Origin of the sequence: Pseudomonas baetica (assembly GCF_019733355.1) — a bacterium.
In the GTDB taxonomy this organism is placed as follows: Bacteria; Pseudomonadota; Gammaproteobacteria; order Pseudomonadales; family Pseudomonadaceae; genus Aquipseudomonas; species Aquipseudomonas baetica_A.
Genome location: NZ_JAIHLQ010000012.1, coordinates 13,090 through 35,234, shown reverse-complemented (window position 1 = coordinate 35,234; position 22,145 = coordinate 13,090). Strand labels below are relative to the sequence as shown.

At 60.1% G+C, this 22,145-nt stretch carries 18 protein-coding genes; 13 read left to right on the top strand and 5 right to left on the bottom strand.

The window, feature by feature from the left end; all coding sequences use genetic code 11:
• Positions 1 to 47: 47 nt before the first annotated feature.
• Genes rsmA through K5E40_RS12955 form a run of 4 tightly spaced genes read right to left on the bottom strand, consistent with a single transcriptional unit; the run spans position 48 to position 5,947 of the window.
• Positions 48 to 866 carry a 16S rRNA (adenine(1518)-N(6)/adenine(1519)-N(6))-dimethyltransferase RsmA gene (rsmA, locus tag K5E40_RS12970; RefSeq protein ID WP_221731100.1) on the bottom strand — a complete coding sequence of 273 codons (819 nt, stop codon included), beginning with the start codon at positions 864 to 866 and terminating at the stop codon, positions 48 to 50.
• Positions 863 to 1,852, bottom strand: coding sequence for a 4-hydroxythreonine-4-phosphate dehydrogenase PdxA (gene pdxA / locus K5E40_RS12965; protein ID WP_221731099.1), 990 nt, complete (start codon positions 1,850 to 1,852; stop codon positions 863 to 865). The genes rsmA and pdxA overlap by 4 nt, the downstream gene beginning before the upstream one ends.
• Positions 1,849 to 3,165, bottom strand: a complete 1,317-nt coding sequence (surA, locus tag K5E40_RS12960) for a peptidylprolyl isomerase SurA (protein WP_401138670.1) — start codon at positions 3,163 to 3,165, stop codon at positions 1,849 to 1,851. Before surA ends, pdxA begins: the two co-directional genes overlap by 4 nt.
• Entirely contained in the window at positions 3,146 to 5,947 is a 2,802-nt protein-coding gene (locus K5E40_RS12955) for an LPS-assembly protein LptD (protein WP_221731097.1), read from the bottom strand. The genes surA and K5E40_RS12955 overlap by 20 nt, the downstream gene beginning before the upstream one ends.
• A gap of 130 nt (positions 5,948 to 6,077) precedes the next feature.
• Here K5E40_RS12955 and K5E40_RS12950 point away from each other — a divergent pair, with 130 nt between their 5' ends.
• Genes K5E40_RS12950 through K5E40_RS12940 form a run of 3 tightly spaced genes read left to right on the top strand, consistent with a single transcriptional unit; the run spans position 6,078 to position 8,534 of the window.
• Entirely contained in the window at positions 6,078 to 7,097 is a 1,020-nt protein-coding gene (locus tag K5E40_RS12950; protein ID WP_221731096.1) for an aminoglycoside phosphotransferase family protein, read from the top strand.
• A complete protein-coding gene (murU, locus tag K5E40_RS12945) occupies positions 7,094 to 7,765 on the top strand; it encodes an N-acetylmuramate alpha-1-phosphate uridylyltransferase MurU (protein WP_221731095.1) in 672 nt (223 codons plus the stop codon). The genes K5E40_RS12950 and murU overlap by 4 nt, the downstream gene beginning before the upstream one ends.
• Before the next feature lies 1 nt (position 7,766).
• Positions 7,767 to 8,534: a TerB family tellurite resistance protein gene (locus K5E40_RS12940; protein ID WP_221731094.1), complete on the top strand. Its 768-nt coding sequence runs from the start codon at positions 7,767 to 7,769 to the stop codon at positions 8,532 to 8,534.
• A 134-nt stretch (positions 8,535 to 8,668) separates the two neighbouring features.
• Here the strand turns inward: K5E40_RS12940 and K5E40_RS12935 are convergent, their stop codons facing one another.
• Entirely contained in the window at positions 8,669 to 9,658 is a 990-nt protein-coding gene (locus K5E40_RS12935) for an alpha/beta hydrolase family protein (RefSeq protein WP_221731093.1), read from the bottom strand.
• A 73-nt stretch (positions 9,659 to 9,731) separates the two neighbouring features.
• Between K5E40_RS12935 and K5E40_RS12930 the strand changes: the two genes are divergently transcribed.
• From K5E40_RS12930 to trpE, 10 genes are all read left to right on the top strand, one after another.
• Complete coding sequence (locus tag K5E40_RS12930) at positions 9,732 to 12,128, top strand: PAS domain S-box protein (protein ID WP_221731092.1); 2,397 nt, start codon at positions 9,732 to 9,734, stop codon at positions 12,126 to 12,128.
• A gap of 18 nt (positions 12,129 to 12,146) precedes the next feature.
• Positions 12,147 to 12,776 (top strand): response regulator transcription factor, encoded by a 630-nt coding sequence (locus K5E40_RS12925; protein ID WP_008085218.1) that lies wholly within the window; start codon positions 12,147 to 12,149, stop codon positions 12,774 to 12,776.
• A gap of 354 nt (positions 12,777 to 13,130) precedes the next feature.
• Complete coding sequence (locus K5E40_RS12920; RefSeq protein ID WP_221731091.1) at positions 13,131 to 14,255, top strand: ABC transporter ATP-binding protein; 1,125 nt, start codon at positions 13,131 to 13,133, stop codon at positions 14,253 to 14,255.
• A gap of 48 nt (positions 14,256 to 14,303) precedes the next feature.
• On the top strand, positions 14,304 to 15,347 hold the full coding sequence (locus K5E40_RS12915) for an ABC transporter substrate-binding protein (protein ID WP_221731090.1): 1,044 nt from the start codon (positions 14,304 to 14,306) through the stop codon (positions 15,345 to 15,347).
• Between the two features lie 196 nt (positions 15,348 to 15,543).
• Positions 15,544 to 16,791, top strand: a complete 1,248-nt coding sequence (locus K5E40_RS12910; RefSeq protein WP_221731089.1) for an ABC transporter permease — start codon at positions 15,544 to 15,546, stop codon at positions 16,789 to 16,791.
• A gap of 12 nt (positions 16,792 to 16,803) precedes the next feature.
• Positions 16,804 to 17,628, top strand: coding sequence for an ABC transporter permease (locus K5E40_RS12905; protein ID WP_221731088.1), 825 nt, complete (start codon positions 16,804 to 16,806; stop codon positions 17,626 to 17,628).
• Positions 17,629 to 17,789: 161 nt separating this feature from the next.
• Positions 17,790 to 18,938, top strand: a complete 1,149-nt coding sequence (locus K5E40_RS12900) for an iron-containing alcohol dehydrogenase (RefSeq protein ID WP_221731087.1) — start codon at positions 17,790 to 17,792, stop codon at positions 18,936 to 18,938.
• Between the two features lie 80 nt (positions 18,939 to 19,018).
• Positions 19,019 to 19,693, top strand: coding sequence for a ribulose-phosphate 3-epimerase (gene rpe / locus K5E40_RS12895; protein WP_007918813.1), 675 nt, complete (start codon positions 19,019 to 19,021; stop codon positions 19,691 to 19,693).
• Positions 19,690 to 20,508: a phosphoglycolate phosphatase gene (locus K5E40_RS12890; RefSeq protein WP_221731086.1), complete on the top strand. Its 819-nt coding sequence runs from the start codon at positions 19,690 to 19,692 to the stop codon at positions 20,506 to 20,508. The genes rpe and K5E40_RS12890 overlap by 4 nt, the downstream gene beginning before the upstream one ends.
• Positions 20,509 to 20,578: 70 nt before the next feature.
• Entirely contained in the window at positions 20,579 to 22,060 is a 1,482-nt protein-coding gene (gene trpE / locus K5E40_RS12885; RefSeq protein WP_221731085.1) for an anthranilate synthase component I, read from the top strand.
• The last annotated feature ends 85 nt before the right edge of the window (positions 22,061 to 22,145 follow it).

Sequence of the window (22,145 nt, the reverse complement as noted above, 5' to 3'; positions counted from 1 at the left end):
GGGCAGTAAACCAGAGTGGCGTCCTGCCCGATAGCGTTCATCACTTGTCAGTCGGCGGCGGGCGTCTCTGGGACTTGCTCGCTGAGCTTGTCGGCCAGGCGCACGAAGGCGGCCAGATCCAGTTGCTCGGGGCGCAGGCTGCCATCGACACCGGCGGCTTCGATCTCGGCAGACGTCATCAATTGCTTGAGCGTGTTGCGCAGGGTCTTGCGGCGCTGGTTGAAGGCTTCGCGCACAACGCGCTCCAGCAGGCGATGATCCTTGGCCGGGTGCGGCAGTACCGCGTGCGGGACCAGACGGACGATAGCCGAGTCGACTTTCGGCGGTGGGTTGAACGCTCCCGGGCCGACGTTGAACAGGTGTTCCACGCGGCAGTGGTACTGAACCATGATCGACAGGCGACCCCAATCACCGCCACCAGGACCCGCTGCCAGGCGCTCGACAACTTCCTTTTGCAGCATGAAGTGCATGTCGCGAATGATGCCGGCGTTGCTCAGCAGGTGGAAAATCAGTGGCGTAGAGATGTTGTAAGGCAGGTTGCCGACTACGCGCAGGCTGTTCGGCGCGGCGTTGAGCGTATTGAAGTCGAACTTCAGCGCATCGCCTTGATGCAGGTTGAAGTTGCTCTTGCCGGCGAACTGCTGGTTGAGGATCGGGATCAGGTCCTTGTCCAGCTCCACGACGTCAAGTTGTGCGCCGGAGTTGAGCAGACCGGCGGTCAGCGCGCCCTGGCCCGGGCCGATTTCCAGCAGGCGGTCTTCGGACTTGGCGCTGATGGAGCGCAGGATGCGGTCGATAACGCCGGCATCGTGCAGGAAGTTCTGGCCAAAGCGTTTGCGCGCCTTGTGTTGGTATTGCTCGGTCATAAACGGGTCTCGGCCATCTGGTAGGCGGTTTCCAGGGCGACTTGCAGGCTGCCGGTATCGATCTTGCCGCTGCCGGCCAGATCCAGGGCGGTGCCGTGGTCGACCGAAGTGCGGATGATCGGCAGGCCGAGGGTCACGTTGACGGCGGCGCCGAAGCCTTTGTACTTCAGCACGGGCAAGCCCTGGTCGTGGTACATCGCCAGCACTGCGTCGCAGTGCTCCAGATATTTGGGGGTAAACAGAGTGTCGGCAGGCAGCGGGCCACGAAGGTCCATGCCCTCGCCGCGCAGGCGCTCTAATGTGGGTTCGATGATGTCGATTTCTTCATGGCCCAGGTGTCCGCCTTCACCGGCATGCGGGTTGAGCCCGCATACCAGGATGCGTGGTTGGGCGATGCCGAATTTGTCTTGCAGGTCGGCATGCAAAATCCGCGTGACCCGCTCCAGCCGTTGCGGCGTGATCGCGTCGGCAACCTCGCGCAGGGGCAGGTGCGTCGTGACCAGTGCCACACGCAAACCGCGAGTGGCGAGCATCATCACGACTTGTGCGGTATGGGTCAGGTCAGCGAGGAATTCGGTGTGCCCGGAAAACGCGATGCCCGATTCGTTGATCACGCCTTTGTGCACTGGCGCGGTGATCATCCCGGCGAAATCACCGTTCAGGCAGCCCTTGCCGGCGCGGGTCAGGGTTTCGAGGACGAAGGCTGCGTTGGCCTTGTCCAGTTGCCCGGTCACCACGGGGGCGCTGAGCGGCGTATCCCAGACGTAAAGGCTATTTTCAGGTGCGGGCGCATCCGGCCATTGACCGGGCGCAACATCCAGCAGATTGACGGCCAGCCCCAGTTGCGCGGCCCGCTCAAGGAGCAGGTCACGGCTGGTGATGGCAATCAGGGGGTGTGGCTGGGCTTGCGAGGCGAGCAGCAGGCACAGGTCGGGACCGATGCCGGCTGGTTCGCCGGGTGTCAGCGCGAAACGCTTGGGTTTCACTGCGCTGCCTGGTCTGCACCAGGAAGTTTGATCTCTACGTACGCTTCGTCACGGATCTGACGCAGCCAGGTTTGCAGCTCTTCGTCGTATTTGCGATTACGCAATACCGTCATGGCTTGCTGCTCGCGGGCTTGTTCAGTGCTGTCAGTGGCGCGACGGCCAAGGACTTCCAGAACGTGCCAGCCGTATTGGGTCTTGAATGGCTTGGACAGCTGACCTTGAGGGGTCTTGGCCATTACTTCGCGGAATTCCGGAACCAGTACGTTCGGGTCGATCCAGTTCAGGTCGCCGCCGTTGAGGGCCGAACCCGGGTCTTCGGAGTAGCTTTTCGCCAGGGTGGCGAAATCTTCACCGGCCAGAATCCGCTCGTACAGCGATTGAACCAAGGCCTTGGTCTTGGCTTCGTCGCGGATCGGGCTTGGCTTGACCAGGATGTGGCGCACATGCACTTCATCACGGGTTTGAGTCTCGCCACCACGCTTGGCCAGCAACTTCAGGATGATGAAACCACCTGGCGTGCGTGCAGGCTGAGTCACGTCGCCCACGGCCATGCTGCTCAACTCGCGATCAAACGGAGGTGGCAATTGCGCGGCTTTACGCCAGCCCATGTCGCCGCCTTCCAGGGCGTTGTCGCTGGCGGATTTGGCGACGGCCAATTGACCGAAGTCGGCGCCTTGCTTGAGCTGCTGGTAAATCTCCATGGCCTGACGCGCGGCATTCTGAATCGCTTCAGAGTTGGCGCTTTCCGGGGTCGGAATCAGGATGTTGGCCAGGTGCAGTTCTTCGGACAATTGCATCTTGCCCAGGTCGGAAGCGAGGAAGTTCTTCACTTCCTGTTCCGACACCTGAATGCGTTCTGCTACACGGCGCTGACGTACACGGCTGATGATCATTTCGCGACGGATCTGGTCACGAGCGTCGTCGTAAGACAGGCCGTCGTGAGCCAGAGCGGCACGGAATTGATCCACCGTCATGTTGTTGCGCTGGGCAATGGTGCCAACAGCCTGGTTCAGTTCTTCATCGGTAATGCGGATGCCGGAACGTTCGCCGATCTGCAATTGCAGGTTCTCAACGATCAGGCGCTCAAGCACCTGTTGATCCAGTACGCCTGGGGGCGGCAAACCGCCCCCACGCTTGGCGATGGTCTGCTGAACTTCGTGGACACGCTGATCCAGTTGGCTCTGCATGACCACGTCGCTGTCGACGATCGCTACCACTTTATCGATGGGCTGTACTGCAGCATTCGCCGCAGTACCCAGGAACAGCGCGCCCAACACAAGCGGGCGCAGACAATCAGAAAGCTTGGTCTTCACGTTCACGATAACCTTGAATGCCTTTGTCGAGGAAGCTCTCTACCTTGGCGCCAGTGAGGCCACCGAGTCCCTTCAGAACAATTTGGAGGAAGACGCCATGGTCGCCTTTTTCGTTTTGCGGTGCTTCCTGACTGAACTCGTCATAGGAAACCCAGTAACGGTTGATCAGGCGCAGTTTCCAGCAGCAGTTGTCGTACTCGAAACCACCGAAGGCTTCCAAGGTACGGTTACGGTTGTAGTCATACTGCCAGCGGCTGATGGCGTTCCACTGCGGCACGATCGGCCAGATCACCGAGAAGTCGTGCTGCTTGATTTTGTAGTAGTCCTTCACGTAGCCAGGCTGGCCTGGAGTGCCGTAGTCACCACCACCCACCGACCATTTACCGGTGTTCTGGTCGTAGCGAACCTGGTCATTGCGATAGCGATAGCCGGCGTTGATGACCTTGTTCGGGTTGTCTTCAGGCTGGTAGTGGAACATCGCACTGCCGGAACGTGGGCTGCGGCTGTCCGGATCCCAGTTGTAATCGGCCGTGGTGCGCCAATCACGGTTCCAGCGGTATTCGTATTCCAGTGCATATGGCGAAACGTTGGATTTCGCGTCATCACGGGTTTTGGCATCGATACCTGGCAATTGGACTTCGCGATCCTTGAAGTACAGGGCCTGGCCGACGCTGATGCGTTGACGCTCGAAACCATTGTCTTCGATCCAGCGGCTGGTTACGCCCAGCGACAGCTTGTTCTCGTCGCCGACACGGTCGGAGCCGGAGAAACGGTTGTCACGGAACAGCGACGCGTAGTTGAAGGTGTATTCGCTGGTGTCGAACACCGGAATGTCCTTCTGATCTTCCTCAGGAACGTAGAGGTAGAACAGGCGCGGTTCCAGGGTCTGGCGGTAGTTCTTGCCAAAGAACGACGTGTTGCGGTCGAAGTACAGGCCGCTGTCGATGCTGGTGATTGGCACGCCGCGGTTCTGGTTGCTACCGAATTTACCGTAGAGGTTCTGATTTTCCGGCGACATTGCAGCAATCTGGGATTTACCAGTACCGTCCAGATCCAATTGATACTGGGTGTACTGATACTTGAGCGATGGCTTTAAGAAGCCATAGGTCCAGTTCATTGGCAGACTTACACCGGGCTTCAGATTCAGACGGTCGCCGTTTGCACGGGCCAGACCTTGAATGTTGTTGTCCAGTCGAGGCTCTGTCGTAACGCCGTCTTCCTGAGTGAACGTCCCGCTTTTCAGATCACGATCAAACCGAACAAGCTCGGTCTCGTAATCGAAATTCAAACCTTGCGGGTGATACGGCAGCTGACCTTTGAAGGTGATCTGCGGCAAACGATCATACGGCGTGATGTTCGAAACGGTTGCCAACTGATACGCCTGAGCGTTCAACCGCGCGGTATAGCTGTCACCACGATAGGTAACCGCGCCCTGCTGATTCACGTAGTCGCCGGATTTCACACCAATCTGATCGGTTTGCAGATCCTGGAAGTAATACGGATCGCTGATCTTGGTGTAGTCAACTTCAGTGAGCACGCGGGAGTCGAGACCGCCCTTGTGCTGCCAGTTGTACATGTATCGGGTTTTTTCGTAATCGGTCTGCTTGCTGCGTTCGGTGTCGTCATCGTTCAGGTACGCAGCGCCGAACTGGCCTTCGCTGGACTTGGTCAGATAACGGAACTCACCTTCCACCAACATGCCACGCTTGCTCATGTAGCGCGGATACAGCGTGGCGTCGTAGTTAGGCGCCAGGTTGAAGTAGTACGGCGTTACCAGCATGAAGCCAGTGTCGCTGCCGGTGCCGATGGTCGGCGGCAGGAAGCCCGACTGGCGACGGTCATCGATCGGGAAGTAGATGTACGGCGTGTACAGGATCGGAATGTCTTTTACGCGCAACGTCACGTTGGTCGCGGTACCGAAGCCGGTGGCCGGGTTCAGGGTGATGTTGTTGCCCTTGAGCTGCCAGGCGTTGCTGTTCGGTTCGCACGTGGTGTACGTGCCGTCCTTCAAGCGGATGATCGCGTTTTCGGCACGCTTGGCGTACAGCGCGTTACCGCGAATGCGCGATTTGTGCATCACGTATTCGGCGTTGTCGACCTTGGCTTCGCCAGTGTCGAGCTGCACATCGGCGTGGTCGCCGACGATCAGCGCGCCGTTGTCACGGATACGCACGTCGCCACTGAGTTCGGCGCGGCTCTCGGCCTGATACAGGCTGGCCTCGTCGGACTCGACCTGCATGCTGCCCTGACGCAGGACCACATCACCGGCCAGCGTACCGACTTGATCATCGGTGTTATAGCGAGAGGCTTTTGCGCCGATAAAGGTCGGAGCATCGCTTTTATTCGTCTTGTCATTCATGCCAGGACGAATCGGCTCGATATAAGCACCAGAGCAATATGGACCGGTCTCGGCCAATTGGGCGGCGGTGAGCTTCTCGCGCGGAACCCAGTCGAGGTGACTGAAGTCTTCGCTACGGGATTTCAAACCGCGGCCCTTGGCTTCGGTGACCAGCACGGGCTTGGCGCCAGTGTCGGTGGTCGAACCGTTCTGTGCCGGGGCTTCGCCGGTGGAGCTGACAGCACTGCCGTCATGCACCGGACGCGGCGGCAATGCAGCGGCCGGCGTCTTGGGCGAACAGTCCCAGGCACCCGTAGCCGATACAGAGCAGTCATACTGCTCGGCGGCGACAACGAATTGACTGGCCAGAGGTTGCATAGCCAGCAGACTGCCGGTTACCAACAACGGAAATTTTTTACGAAACGCGGGGGATTTCAATGCCATCTTATTAGTCCGGGCTTCCTGCGTGCCATCTGCCCGCGGTGTGGGCCGCACGCCTCTCGATGGTCTGAAAAAGATGCTGGATAATAAAGCATGACCCGCTTGACGGCTAGCGCCGTCGGAGACCCTTGCAATGCCTGACCAAGATGTACGCTTGCAACACCTGAAACTTTGGCTCGATGAGCAGTTGGCAAACCTTTTTACAGATCAGGGTTGGGGCGCCGTGCCCCCGGCCACGTTGACCGCGGCCAGTAGTGACGCGAGTTTTCGCCGTTACTTCCGTTGGGAGGGCGCGGGTCGCAGCTTCGTCGTCATGGACGCGCCACCGCCCCAGGAAAACTGCAAACCGTTCGTGGATATCGCCTTTTTGCTGGCGAAATCCGGAATAAATGTGCCGAAAATTTATGCAGAAGACCTCGAACGCGGATTTCTTTTGCTCAATGACCTGGGCAACAAGACCTATCTGGACGTGATCGACACTGAAAATGCCGACGCATTGTTCAACGATGCCCTGCAAGCATTACTGGCTTTTCAGCAGTTGCCGATGGTTGCGCCGTTGCCCAGTTATGACGTTGCTTTACTGCGCCGCGAGCTGGAACTGTTCCCTGAGTGGTACGTGAAGCGTGAACTCGGTGTCGAGTTCGATGCGACTCAGCAACAACAGTGGCAACGGGTCAGCGATCTGTTGATCAATAGCGCCCTGGCCCAGCCAAAAGTGCTGGTGCACCGCGACTACATGCCGCGCAATCTGATGCTCAGCGAGCCAAATCCCGGTGTGCTGGATTTCCAGGACGCGGTGTATGGCCCCGTGACCTACGACGTGACCTGTCTGTTCAAGGACGCCTTCCTCAGTTGGCCTGAAGAGCGCGTACGCGGATGGCTGGAACGTTACTGGCAGCAAGCCTCGGCGCTGAACATCCCGGTGCAGCCAGATCTTGATGACTTCCTGCGCGCCAGCGACCTGATGGGTGTGCAGCGTCACCTGAAAGTCATCGGCATCTTCGCGCGCATCTGCCATCGCGACGGCAAACCGCGTTATCTGGCCGATGTACCGCGCTTCTTCTCTTATATAGAGGCGGTGATCGCTCGTCGTCCTGAGCTGGCGGAACTGCAAGCGCTGTTCACCAGCCTGCGTGGTGGAGCGACGGCATGAAGGCAATGATTCTGGCGGCAGGCAAAGGTGAGCGCATGCGCCCGCTGACCCTGACCACGCCCAAACCGCTGGTGCGTGCCGGCGGCGTCCCGTTGATCGAATATCACCTGCGCGCCCTCGCGGCAGCCGGATTCAACGAGATCGTGATCAATCACGCCTGGCTCGGTCAGCAGATCGAGGATTACCTGGGCGATGGCTCGCAGTTTGGTGTGAGCATTCAGTACTCGCCGGAAGGCGAGCCGCTGGAAACCGGCGGCGGTATTTTCCGGGCGCTGCCGTTGCTTGGTGACGACGCGTTTCTGGTGGTCAACGGTGACATCTGGACCGATTACGACTTCAGCGTGCTGCACCAACCGATCACCGGTTTGGCGCATCTGGTGCTGGCGGACAATCCGGCGCATCACCCGGCCGGTGATTTCTCACTGGTTGACGGACAAGTGATTGATGGCCAGGCGGACGCCGCGACGCTGACTTACAGCGGCATCGCCGTGCTCCATCCTCAATTGTTCGATGGTTGTGCGCACGGCGCCTTCAAACTGGCGCCGTTGTTGCGCGAAGCCATGTCTGAAGGCCAGGTCACTGGCGAGCGACTCAAGGGCCATTGGGTTGATGTCGGCACGCACGAGCGTCTGGCCGAAGCTCAAGCCTTGATAGAAGCGAGTCGCTGATATGTTGTGGCCAGGGACTCTGATTGGAGCCGGAGCGGGTTTTGCTATCGCCAGCATTCCGGGGGCCATGCTTGGGGCGTTGTTGGGGCAGGCGCTGGATCGGCGCCTGCACTTGCAGAGCTGGGGGCATCTGCGGGAAAAGCTCGGTGGTCGGTCGGTGTTGCGCAACGACGAATTGTTGTTTGTGTTGCTCGGGCGTCTGGCCAAGAGTGATGGCCGGGTCACTGACGGGCATATCCAGCAGGCGCGCAACGAGATGCGAGCGCTGGAAATGAGCGACCCGGCAATGCGTCGGGCGATTGCGGCGTTCAATCGCGGCAAGTCCGGTGGTGATCGTCTGCGTTGCTATTTGCGGCGTTTGAGTGCGCAGCCGCACGCGGCCGAAGGCGTGTTGCGTGCGTGTTGGCGGATGGTCTGGGCCGACGGTCGAGCTGGCGTCAGTGAGCGGGAGTTGCTGGCGCAGTGGGGTAAATGGCTGGGCTGGACGACGCATCAGGTGCAGGCGCTGGCCAGTGATTACGAGCCCGGCAAGCGGCCGATCGTCAGTGCAGCGGTGAGTTATCAGGAAGCGATGCGTCTGCTGGGTGTTTCGGTGTCCAGCGAGCCGGCGCAGATCAAACGGGCTTATCGACGTTTGCTCAGTCGTCATCATCCGGACAAGATTGCCGGCAGCGGTGCGACACCGGCACAGGTGCGTGAAGCGACCGAGAAAACCCGCGATTTGCACAACGCCTACACGTTGATTCGGGAACGGCGGGAATTTCGTTAGGCGCTAGATGGGTGTTGTCAGCACCGGCGTCTTCGCGCGCAGGCTCGCTCCCACATTCGATCGCGTTTCTTCAGTTGGAATGCAATCAAGTGTGGGAGCGGGCTTGCTCGCGAATGGGGCAACTCGGCGCTGGATCAGTCCGGGTTCTGCGGATTCAACCAACCACGCACCCGGCGGAACAACTGTTCCTGCTCAGCCTTGTTGTCCGGCAATGCCTTGAGTGCGACTTGGCTGAACACCGACGTTTTCAAGCGTTTGCTCGCCTGCATCCGCTCCAGCGCCGCATGGCGGTCCAGCGGTTTGTCCATGTAGAAAATATCAGCGGTCGGCAACTTCAGCATTGGCGTGAGTTCCGCCAGTGGCGGTTTGGCCTTGGTCGGAACCTGCGCGTCGACCATGACAAACTTCTCGACTTGCGCCGTTTGCTTCTCGCTCAAATAACGCGCTGCCCAGTAGGCACCCGTGCCGTGACCGAGCACCACGATACGGCGTGCGCTCTGCTGTTCGGCGTAGGCAATTGCCGCGTCAATGCGCGCGAAGATGCGTTCGGCATCCGCTTTGGCTTGTTCTTCCGTCGTTTCGGCCACCACCTGGTCTGCCACCTCCGCTTCACCGCCAGCCGCTTGTTCGATCGGTTGCGCAGTGGTGGCATCCTTGCTGCCACTTTCGGCGGCTTTGGGTGCCGCTGCGGCTTCGATCACGCGCGGTGCGATGACATCGCTTTGCAGGTCGGGCAGGGTGATGCTCAGGCTGCTCCATTCGACGTCCGGCAATTTTTGCCGTAACGGGCCGATTGCCTGAGGCCAGTCAGCCGTTTCGCCCGCGCCGGGGATGATAATCACCGCGCCTTTGGGTTCGGCGGTATTGGCCGGTTTCCACAGGGCAAGGAAGGTATCGCTGCCAGCCTGCAACTGTTGCTGTTCTTGCGTCGGGACTATACGTTCCAGTGCCGCCGCCTCTTCCTGACTACGCTCAAGCAGTGGCTGACGTTCGACGGGTTTTTCTTCTGCGGGTTGGGCCGAATTGGTGGCAGGCGCCGGATCGGCCGCTTCGACGGAAAACGCACAAGGCAGGATCAGCGACAGGCACAATGCTGGCATTGCCAGGCGGTAGACAGAGGGCATCGGTTATTCCAGGCCAGAAAGTATCCCGGCAGCCTAATGGGTTGGTCAGAATTTGTCAGTGTATGAGGCTTCAATGAAGCGATTTTGCTGCCTGTGGGTTATCGGCTGTTTGTGGTTTCCCTTGATGGGCTGGGCGGCGCCTGCGCCACCGGCACACGTTGCGCAATTGTCAGAGGGCCAGCAGCAATGGTTGGCGCAACACCATGAACTGCGTGTCGGTCTGGTGTTGCAGGCGCCCTTTGCGCAATACGACCGACGCCTGCAGCGCCTGTCCGGGGCCAACGTCGAGTTGATGAAGTGGTTGGCCCGGGCACTCAATATCGAATTGAGCTGGCGCAACTTTCAGGATCTGGCGCAATTGGAAACCGCTTTGCGCGAGGGCGAGATCGACATCGCCCCGGGCCTGACCCAGACGCCGAGTGCCCTGCGTCTGTGGAAGTTTTCCGATCCATACATGCGTGTCCCGCAACTGGTGGTCAGCGATCAAAAGTCCAGCGCAGCAGTGGATCTGGAAAAAATCGACAGCCAGACTCGCGTCGCCATCCGCATGCCGAGTGCCACCGCCGACTATCTGCGCAGCAACTATCCCCATCTGAATCTGCAAGGCGTGCCGCTGGAGCGTCAGGCGTTGCAATTGCTGCTGAGTCAGCAGGCGTCTTACGCGGTGGTTGATGAAGCGCAACTCGGTCGGTTGTCGGCCGAGCCCGAGTTCGCTGAACTGGTGGTGGTCGGTGATGTGGGCCTGCCGCAATTGTTGCGAGTCGCCTCACGTCGCGATTGGCCGGAGCTGGCGGGCATTGTCCAGAGTGCCTTGAACGCAATCCCGGCCAAGGATCTGGAGCGCCTGCACAATCAATGGCTGCAACCCAAATACCCGCGACTGACGGAGTCGCCGGGGTTCTGGCAGAACCTCAGTCTGTTGTTCGCGGTGATGCTGCTCAGTTGCGCGGCGATTGTGTTCTGGCAGCGGCGCCAACAACAGAGCCTTGAGCAACGTCTGCTCGCCGCACGGGAAGACATCGCCCTGCGCACAGCCAGCGAAGAGGCGTTGCGCCTGACGCAGTTTTCCATCGATCAAAGTACCGTCGGCATCCTTTGGGTCAACTGGGACAGTCATGTTCGCTATGCCAACCGCGCGGCGGAAAACATGCTCGGCTATCCGTCTGGCGCACTCATCGAACGACCGCTGATCGACTTCGAACCGGGTCTGTATATGGATCGCTGGCTCAGCCTGTGGAAGCGCGCGCGGACCAGTGAAGAAGGCCCGCTGAGCTTCGAAACCAGTTGCGTGCGCGCCGATGGCAGCATCCTGCCGGCTGACGTATCGCTGAGCTTTCTGCGTTTTCGCGAGAGTGAATATCTGGTGGTTTACCTCACCGATGTCACGGATCGCCGTCGCGCGTTGGCGGCGTTGCAGGAAAGTGAGGCAAGGCTGCAGGGTATCGCCGCCAATGTACCGGGGCTGGTGTTCCGTCTGGAGCGGGCGCCAGTGACCGGGCAGATCGACTTTGCCTATATCAGCGAGGGCAGCGAAAGTCTGGTTGGCTATGCGCCGGCGGCTATTGCTCATCGCGACATGGGCCTGCGCAGTCTGGTGCACCCGGACGACAAGGCCGGTTATCACCGCACGCAGGATCACGCGCTGGATACCGACAGCGATTGGTCGTGGCAGGGGCGAATCCTCACGCGCCAGGGCGAGCAGCGTTGGGCCGAGATCAAGGCGATCACCCGTCAGTTGGAGGATGGCGCCTATGTCTGGGACGGCATCGTCTGGGACATCACCGAGAGCAAACGCATCGAACTGGAACTGGCGGCATCGCGTGAGCAACTGCGTGAACTGTCGGCGCACCTTGAAAGTGTCCGCGAAGAAGAGAAGGCGCGAATTGCTCGTGAGGTTCACGATGAATTGGGGCAGATGCTGACGGTGCTCAAACTCGAAACATCGATGTGCGAACTGGCTTACGCGCAACTGGACCCAGGGCTGAATGAGCGATTGAACAGCATGAAACGCCTGATCGCCCAATTGTTCCAGTTGGTGCGCGATGTGGCGACGGCGCTACGGCCGCCGATTCTGGATGCCGGGATCGCTTCGGCGATTGAATGGCAGGCCCGCCGATTCGAAGCGCGCACGCAAATTCCGTGTCTGGTGCAGGTGCCGGATAATCTGCCGGCGCTGAGCGATGCCAAGGCGATTGGCTTGTTCCGCATCCTGCAGGAAGCGTTGACCAACGTGATGCGTCATGCTCAGGCGCATACTGTGGAGCTGACGCTGGCGCTGGAAGGCGACGAATTGTGTCTGACGGTCAGCGATGATGGCGTAGGCTTTGTCGCCGCTACGGGCAGGATGACGTCGTTTGGTCTGGTCGGCATGCGTGAGCGGGTGCTGATCATGGGCGGGCGCTTGGTGCTTGAGAGTGAGCCGGGGGAGGGCACCAGTCTGAATGTATGGGTGCCGGTGGATGAGGTTTGACTGAATCTGGAGAAGAACGTGATCCGTGTACTGGTAGCCGAAGACCACACCATCGTCCGAGAAGGCATCAAGCAATTGATTGGCCTGGCCAAGGACCTGCAAGTGGTGGGGGAGGCGAGCAATGGTGAGCAACTGCTTGAAACCCTGCGTCATGTGCCGTGCGAAGTGGTGTTGCTGGACATCTCCATGCCTGGGGTCAACGGCCTTGAGGCGATCCCGCGAATCCGTGCGCTGAACAATCCGCCGGCCATTCTGGTGTTGTCGATGCACGACGAAGCACAAATGGCGGCGCGGGCATTGAAGGTCGGAGCGGCCGGCTACGCGACCAAGGACAGCGATCCGGCGCTGTTGCTGACCGCCATTCGCAAAGTCGCGGCGGGCGGGCGCTACATCGATCCGGATCTGGCTGATCGGATGGTCTTCGAGGTCGGCCTGACTGATGCGCGACCATTGCATTCTTTGTTGTCGGAGCGCGAGTTCTCGGTGTTCGAGCGGCTGGCGCAAGGCGCCAACGTCAACGACATCGCCCAGCAACTGGCCCTGAGCAGCAAGACCATCAGCACCCACAAGGCGCGGTTGATGCAGAAGCTCAACATCACCTCGCTGGCCGAACTGGTCAAATACGCGATGGAACACAAACTCCTCTGAAGATCACCGCAATCAAAAACGGTGGGAGGGGGCTTGCTCCCGAATGCGGTGTATCAGTCGCCAACTAAGTTGGATGACCCACTGCATTCGGGAGCAAGCCCCCTCCCACATGGAATCTCCACCGTGTTCCGGATTGTGGGCATATCTGTTAGCGACAGCGGCTAATGCCTGCTCTGTTGGCTCGCAGCTTGTCGCTCGCGGCTGCCTTGTCCAAACGCGCCATCCTTGTAGGGCAATCCCTACCCCCAACCTTCCATCCGGCTGAGGCGATTCTCTCCTGCGCCCCGATTTGCGTGCCTGTCAGCAGCCACTAGGCTTAACCCACAAGCAGTCATCAACAACAAAGGTGCGGGTATGAGCCAGGTCGATTCAAACGCAGGGGCCAGTGATGTGCTGGTCAGCTTTCGTGGAGTGCAGAAGAGCTACGACGGCGAGAACCTGATCGTCAAAGACCTCAACGTGGACATTCGCAAAGGCGAGTTCCTGACCCTGCTCGGGCCGTCCGGCTCCGGCAAGACCACCAGCCTGATGATGCTCGCCGGTTTCGAAACACCGACCGCCGGGGAAATCCTTCTGGACGGGCGTGCGATCAACAACGTACCGCCGCACAAGCGCGACATCGGCATGGTGTTCCAGAACTACGCACTGTTCCCGCACATGACCGTGGCCGAGAACCTTGCGTTCCCGCTGACCGTGCGCGGCCTGAACAAGAGCGACGTCGGCGACAAGGTCAAGAAAGTCTTGAGCATGGTTCAGCTCGACGCTTTCGCCTCACGCTATCCGGCACAGTTGTCCGGTGGTCAGCAACAGCGTGTGGCACTGGCTCGCGCGTTGGTGTTCGAACCGCAACTGGTGCTGATGGACGAACCACTGGGCGCCCTCGACAAGCAACTGCGTGAACACATGCAGATGGAAATCAAGCACCTGCACCAGCGGCTCGGCGTGACCGTGGTCTACGTGACCCACGACCAGGGCGAAGCCCTGACCATGTCCGACCGCGTTGCGGTATTCCATCAGGGCGAAATTCAGCAGATCGCGCCGCCACGCACCCTCTACGAAGAGCCGAAGAACACCTTTGTCGCCAACTTCATTGGCGAGAACAACCGCCTCAATGGCCGCTTGCTCAGCCAGAACGGCGAGCGTTGCGTGGTCGAACTCGGTCGTGGCGAGAAGGTCGAGGCGCTGGCGGTCAACGTCGGCCAGACCGGCGAACCGGTGACTCTGTCGATCCGTCCGGAGCGCGTCAGCCTCAACGGTTCGAGCGATCAATGCGTCAACCGCTTCTCAGGGAGGGTGGCGGAATTCATCTATCTGGGCGACCACGTCCGAGTACGCCTGGAAGTCTGCGGCAAGACCGACTTCTTCGTGAAACAACCGATTGCCGAGCTCGATCCCGGGCTCGCTGTCGGTGACGTGGTTCCGCTTGGCTGGCAGGTCGAGCACGTACGCGCGCTTGATCCTCTTTTAGAGGCGAACTGATCGCCCCGGCACTACCAACACCAACCCTGCACGTGGAGAGAACAATAAATGTTGAGATCCCTGAAGTTCACCGCCCTGACCCTGGGCCTGATGGGTGCGGCAAGCGCAATGGCCGCTGGCCCGGATTTGACCGTGGTGTCGTTTGGCGGGGCGAACAAGGCGGCGCAAGTCAAAGCCTTTTATGCACCGTGGGAAGCGGCGGGCAACGGCAAGATCATTGCCGGCGAGTACAACGGCGAAATGGCCAAGGTCAAAGCCATGGTCGATACCAAGAGCGTGTCGTGGGACCTGGTCGAGGTTGAATCGCCAGAACTGTCCCGTGGTTGCGACGAAGACATGTTCGAGCCACTGGACCCAGCGTTGTTCGGCAAGAGCGAAGACTACGTCAAAGGGGCGATCCAGCCTTGCGGCGTGGGTTTCTTCGTTTGGTCGACCGTACTGGCGTACAACGCCGACAAGCTGAAAACCGCGCCAACCAGTTGGGCTGATTTCTGGGACACCAAGAAATTCCCGGGCAAGCGTGGCCTGCGTAAAGGCGCCAAGTACACCCTCGAATTCGCCTTGATGGCCGATGGCGTTGCGCCGAAGGACGTCTACAAAGTGCTGGCCGGCAAGGATGGTCAGGATCGCGCGTTCAAGAAACTCGATGAGCTCAAACCCAGCATTCAGTGGTGGGAAGCCGGCGCTCAACCGCCGCAATACCTTGCTTCCGGCGACGTGGTCATGAGCTCGGCCTACAACGGTCGCATCGCTGCCGTGCAGAAAGAGTCCAACCTCCAAGTGGTCTGGAACGGCGGCATCTACGACTTCGACGCATGGGCCATCCCGAAAGGTCTGGACGCCAAGCGTGCCGAAGCGGCGAAGAAGTTCATCGCCTACTCGGTGCAGCCGCAGCAGCAGAAGACGTACTCGGAAAACATCGCCTACGGCCCGGCCAACACCCAAGCCGTACCGCTGCTGTCCAAGGATGTTCTGAAAGACATGCCGACCACCCCGGAAAATATCGCCAACCAGGTGCAGATCGACGTCAGCTTCTGGGCTGATAACGGCGAGCAGCTTGAGCAGCGTTTCAACGCCTGGGCGGCGAAGTAACCCGAGGGCTCGCCCTCCTGTGGGAGCAGGCTTGCTCGCGAAAGCGCCAGTACATTCAACATTGATGTGACTGACACGCCGCCTTCGCGAGCAAGTCGAATCGTCGCACCGTCGCCCCCACATTTGGATCTGTGTGCATCAATCGATCGAGGTGGTTCGCCACCTCTGTAACGATCAAAGATTTGCGGAGTACGTCATGGCCATCGCCGTTCCCCTGAACGAGGGCGCCAGCCCCACCTTGAAGCAGAAGCTCAAGCACGCCGAGCGGGTCAACCGCTGGAAGGCCCAGGCGTTGATTGCGCCGCTGGTGTTGTTTCTGTTGTTGGTGTTCCTGGTGCCGATCGTGGCGCTGCTCTACAAAAGCGTCGGCAACCCGGAAGTGGTCGGCGGCATGCCGCGTACCGTGGCGGCCATCGCCAGTTGGGACGGTCGCGGTCTACCCGCCGAACCGGTCTACAAGGCTGCCAGCGACGACCTCGCCGAAGCCCGGAAAAACTCGACGCTGGGCGATTTGTCCAAGCGCTTGAACATGGAGTTGGCCGGCTATCGCAGCCTGCTGACCAAAACGGCCCGGGCGCTGCCATTTGCCAGCGAGCCGGCGTCTTATAAAGTCGCCCTGGAAACACTCGACGAGCGCTGGGGCGACCCGGCCTACTGGCAAGCGGTCAAGCGCAACACCAGTAGCATCACCCCGTATTACCTGCTGGCGGCGGTCGACCACCGCATCGACGACCTCGGCGAGATCGCCCCGGCCACCCCCGATCAGGCGATCTACCTCGACATCTTCGCCCGTACGTTCTGGATGGGCCTGGTCATCACCGTGATCTGCCTGCTGCTCGCCTATCCACTGGCTTACCTGCTGGCGAACCTGCCATCGCGCCAAAGCAACCTGCTGATGATTTTGGTGCTGTTGCCGTTCTGGACCTCGATTCTGGTGCGCGTCGCCGCCTGGATCGTGTTGCTGCAATCGGGTGGTCTGATCAACGGCGCCCTGATGGCGATGGGCATCATCGATAAACCGCTGGAGTTGGTGTTCAACCGCACCGGCGTTTACATCTCGATGGTGCATATCCTGCTGCCGTTCATGATTCTGCCGATCTACAGCGTGATGAAAGGCATCTCGCCAACCTACATGCGTGCCGCGATCTCGCTGGGCTGCCATCCGTTCGCCAGTTTTTGGCGGGTGTACCTCCCACAGACCTACGCCGGTATCGGCGCTGGTTGCCTGTTGGTGTTCATCCTCGCCATCGGCTACTACATCACCCCGGCGCTGCTCGGCAGCCCGAACGATCAGATGGTCAGCTACTTCGTCGCGTTCTACACCAACACCAGCATCAACTGGGGCATGGCCACCGCGCTGGGCGGCTTGCTGCTGCTGGCAACCGTGGTGCTTTATCTGATTTACAGCTGGCTGGTGGGCGCCAGTCGCCTGCGCCTGAGCTAAGGGGAATTTGAGATGCTGAGTCCTTACATGTCGCCCATCGAACGGGTGTGGTTCTACAGCTTGCGGATCCTCTGCGGCTTGATTCTGCTGTTCCTGATCCTGCCGGTGCTGGTGATCGTGCCGCTGTCGTTCAACTCGGGCAGTTTTCTGGTGTACCCGCTACAAGGCTTTTCGCTGCACTGGTATCAGGACTTCTTCGCCTCGGCGGAATGGATGCGGGCGCTTCGCAACAGCATCATCGTGGCCCCGGCCGCAACGGCGCTGGCCATGGTCTTCGGCACGCTGGCAGCGATCGGCCTGACCCGTGGCGACTTCCCCGGCAAACCGCTGGTGATGGCGCTGGTGATTTCGCCGATGGTCGTGCCGGTGGTGATCATTGGTGTGGCCAGTTATCTGTTCTTTGCGCCGCTGGGCCTGGGCAACAGCTTCTTCTCGCTGATCGTCGTGCATGCGGTACTCGGTGTGCCATTTGTGATCATCACCGTGTCGGCAACGTTGCAGGGGTTTAACCACAATCTGGTGCGTGCTGCCGCCAGCCTCGGTGCGTCGCCGTTGACCGCGTTCCGTCGTGTGACCTTGCCACTGATTGCGCCAGGGGTGATTTCCGGGGCGTTGTTTGCGTTCGCCACGTCGTTCGACGAAGTGGTGGTGACGCTGTTTCTGGCCGGGCCTGAACAGGCCACGTTGCCTCGGCAGATGTTCAGCGGGATTCGGGAGAACCTCAGCCCGACGATTGCGGCCGCCGCGACCTTGCTGATCGCCTTCTCGGTGATCCTGCTGCTGACCCTTGAATGGCTACGCGGCCGCAGCGAAAAATTGCGCACCGCTCAGGTCTGAAGCCGTAAACGATCAAAACTGTGGGAGGGAGCAAGCCCCCTCCCACAAGGGATTTGTGTTGTGTGCGAAGTCTTGGGTTATTCATGACCTGAATAGCAGACAACCTCAAATCCCCAGCTAATCTTGTGCCCAGCTCCCCTATCTATAAGAGGCTGCGCACCATGAGTCTTTCTCAGTTCAAAATCGCTCACAAACTGATCACCGGCGCCGGCGCCATCGAGCAATTGGCGGCGGAACTCACCCGCCTCGACATCGACAACCCGCTGATCGTCACCGACGCCGCGCTGGTCAAATCCGGCACCGTTGAGCTGGCGCTGGTGCAACTGGGTGGGCGCGAGTACGAGATTTTCGACCGCGTGCTGCCGGATCCGGAAATCGCCATTGTCGAAGACTGCATGCGTGCGTACCGCGAAGGCGGGCATGACGGCTTGATCGGTCTGGGCGGCGGCAGTGCTATCGACATCGCCAAAAGCGTTGCCGCGTATGCCGGTTATCACGGCGCGCTGGAGGATCTGTTCGGCGTCGAACAGGTGCCACGCAAAGGGCCGCCGCTGATCGCCATCCCGACCACTGCCGGCACCGGCTCGGAAGTGACCAACGTCGCCATTCTTTCGGACAAGGTTGCGCAGTTGAAGAAAGGCATCGTCAGCGACTATCTATTACCGGACGTCGCGCTGGTCAGTCCGCAGATGACCCTGACCTGCCCACGCAGTGTCACCGCCGCCAGTGGCGTCGATGCGTTGGTGCATGCCATTGAGTCCTATCTGTCGGTCAACGCCTCGCCGATCACCGATTCCCTGGCCCTCGGCGCGATCAAACTGATCGCCAAGGCCCTGCCCAAGGCCTACGCCAACGGCGCCAACCTGCAAGCGCGGGAAGACATGGCCACCGCCAGCCTGATGGCCGGCATGGCATTCGGTAACGCCGGGGTCGGTGCGGTGCATGCGCTGGCCTATCCGCTGGGCGGGCGTTTCAACATTGCCCATGGTGTCAGCAATGCGCTACTGCTGCCCTATGTCATGACCTGGAACAAGATGGCCTGCGTCGAGCGGATGCAGGATATTGCCGAAGCCATGGGGGTGAAGACCGCTCATCTGAGTGCCATTGAGGCAGCGGATAAAGCCGTGCAGGCCATGACCGACTTGTGTGCAGCGGTGGAGATTCCCGCCGGGTTGCGCAGTTTCGGTGTACCGCAAGACGCGATCCCGGCCATGGCGTTGGAGGCCGCAGGCATTGAACGTCTGATGCGCAACAACCCACGTAAACTCAGCGCCATCGATATCGAGAAGATCTACCGCGCCGCCTACTGATCATCGCCGTCACGGTGCGCGCGCGGAAACTTGAGGTATACAATGCGCGCCATCGTGATTTAGCTCAGTAAAGGTGCGTCATGCAGCCCTTCGTAATTGCTCCGTCGATTCTTTCCGCCGACTTCGCCCGCCTCGGCGAAGAAGTGGACAACGTCCTCGCCGCTGGTGCCGACTTCGTTCACTTCGATGTCATGGACAACCACTACGTGCCCAACCTGACCATCGGCCCGATGGTTTGCGCGGCATTGCGCAAGTACGGCGTCACTGCGCCGATTGACGCGCACCTGATGGTCAGCCCGGTGGATCGCATCGTTGGCGACTTCATCGAGGCCGGTGCCACCTACATCACCTTCCACCCGGAAGCCACGCTGCACGTCGATCGCTCGTTGCAACTGATCCGCGAGGGCGGCTGCAAATCCGGTCTGGTGTTCAACCCGGCGACCCCGCTGGACGTGCTCAAGTACGTGATCGACAAGGTCGACATGGTTCTGCTGATGAGCGTCAACCCAGGCTTTGGCGGGCAGAAGTTCATTCCCGGCACCCTCGACAAACTGCGCGAAGCACGGGCGATCATCGATGCGTCGGGGCGTGATATCCGTCTGGAAATCGACGGCGGCGTCAACGTCAACAACATCCGTGAGATCGCCGCCGCTGGCGCCGACACCTTTGTGGCCGGCTCGGCGATCTTCAATGCACCGAACTATCAGGAAGTCATCGACAAGATGCGTTCCGAACTGGCGCTGGCTCGCCCATGAGCGGTTTTGAGCAGCTGTTCCCGGGCAAACTGCCACGGTTGGTGATGTTCGATCTGGATGGCACGCTGATCGACTCGGTTCCCGACCTGGCAGCGGCGGTGGACAACATGCTGCTCACCCTCGGCCGCCAGCCAGCGGGCATCGAGTCGGTGCGCGAGTGGGTTGGCAATGGCGCACCGGTATTGGTGCGTCGTGCGCTGGCCGGCGGTATCGATCATGCCTCTGTGGATGACGTCGAAGCCGAGCAAGCGCTGGAAATTTTCATGCAGGCCTACGGCGCCAGCCATGAGCTGACTGTGGTCTATCCCGGCGTGCGCGACACGCTCAAGTGGCTGCAAAAGCAAGGCGTGGCCATGGCGTTGATCACCAACAAGCCGGAGCGTTTCGTCGCGCCGCTGTTGGACCAGATGAAAATCGGCCGCTATTTCAAATGGATCATCGGCGGCGATACCTTGCCGCAGAAGAAACCCGACCCGGCCGCGCTGTTCTTCGTGATGAAAATGGCCAACATCCCGGCCTCGCAATCGCTGTTTGTCGGCGACTCGCGCAGCGACGTGCTGGCCGCGAAAGCGGCGGGGGTCAAATGTGTGGCGCTGAGTTACGGCTACAACCATGGGCGGCCGATTGCCGAGGAATCCCCGGCACTGGTGATCGACGACCTGCGCAAGCTAATTCCCGGTTGCCTGGATCCGGCCGCTGAGATAACGTTGCCCGACGCTTCTCAATCCCCTTCTGGAAACGCCATCGTGGTGGTCACCCGCAAACTCTGGATGAAAGTCATCAAGGCCCTGGCCCGCTGGCGTTGGCGCGCCTGACTTGTTTCTGGCCGGCCTGCCGGCGCGTTTGCACACCTGACTGACAGCACCTCACACCACGAGGCATCTTATGATTCGCGAAGAATTCCTGCGCTTGGCCGCTGATGGCTATAACCGCATTCCGTTGGCCTGCGAAACCCTGGCCGACTTCGACACGCCGCTGTCGATCTACCTGAAACTGGCAGACCAACCCAACTCCTACCTGCTCGAGTCCGTGCAGGGCGGCGAGAAATGGGGTCGTTACTCGATCATCGGCCTGCCGTGCCGCACCGTGCTGCGGGTTTACGATCATCACGTCAGCATCACCGTTGATGGCGTCGAGACTGAAAGCCACGACGTTGAAGATCCGCTGGCCTTCGTCGAAACCTTCAAGGCCCGCTACAACGTGCCGACCATTGCTGGCCTGCCGCGATTTAACGGCGGTCTGGTCGGTTATTTCGGTTACGACTGCGTGCGTTATGTCGAGAAACGTCTGGGCAAGTGCCCGAATCCGGATCCGCTGGGCGTGCCAGACATTCTGTTGATGGTGTCCGATGCGGTCGTGGTGTTCGACAACCTCGCCGGCAAGATGCACGCCATCGTATTGGCCGACCCTGTGCAGGCGGATGCCTACGAGCAAGGTCAGGCGCAATTGCAGGGACTGCTGGAAAAACTGCGCCAGCCGATCACCCCGCGTCGCGGCCTGGACTTCAGCAAACAACAGTCCGCTGACCCGGTGTTCCGCTCCAGTTTCACCCAGAACGATTACGAAAAAGCCGTCGACACCATCAAGCAATACATCCTGGCCGGTGACTGCATGCAGGTCGTGCCGTCGCAGCGCATGTCGATCGACTTCAAGGCGGCACCGATCGATCTGTATCGCGCCTTGCGCTGCTTCAACCCGACGCCGTACATGTACTTCTTCAACTTCGGCGACTTCCACGTCGTCGGCAGTTCGCCGGAAGTGCTGGTGCGGGTCGAGGACAACCTGATCACGGTGCGTCCGATTGCCGGTACTCGCCCGCGTGGCGCGACAGAAGAAGCCGATCTGGCGCTGGAAGAAGACTTGCTGTCCGACGATAAAGAGATCGCCGAGCACTTGATGCTGATCGATCTGGGTCGTAACGACACCGGACGTGTCTCGGAAATCGGTTCGGTGAAACTCACCGAGAAGATGGTCATCGAGCGTTATTCCAACGTGATGCACATTGTTTCCAACGTCACCGGCCAGTTGAAAGCCGGGCTGACGGCGATGGACGCGCTACGGGCGATTCTGCCGGCGGGCACCTTGTCCGGGGCACCGAAGATTCGTGCGATGGAAATCATCGACGAACTCGAACCGGTCAAGCGTGGTGTGTATGGCGGCGCGGTGGGTTACTTCGCCTGGAACGGCAACATGGACACCGCAATTGCGATCCGTACCGCGGTGATCAAAAACGGCGAATTGCACGTACAGGCCGGTGGCGGCATCGTCGCCGACTCGGTGCCGGCGCTGGAATGGGAAGAAACCCTGAACAAGCGCCGGGCGATGTTCCGTGCCGTGGCACTGGCCGAACAAACCCCGGAAAGCTGAGCCAACACAAAACCCTGTGGGAGCGAGCCTGCTCGCGAAAGCGCTGGTCAGCCAACATTAATGGTGGCTGACACACCCTCTTCGC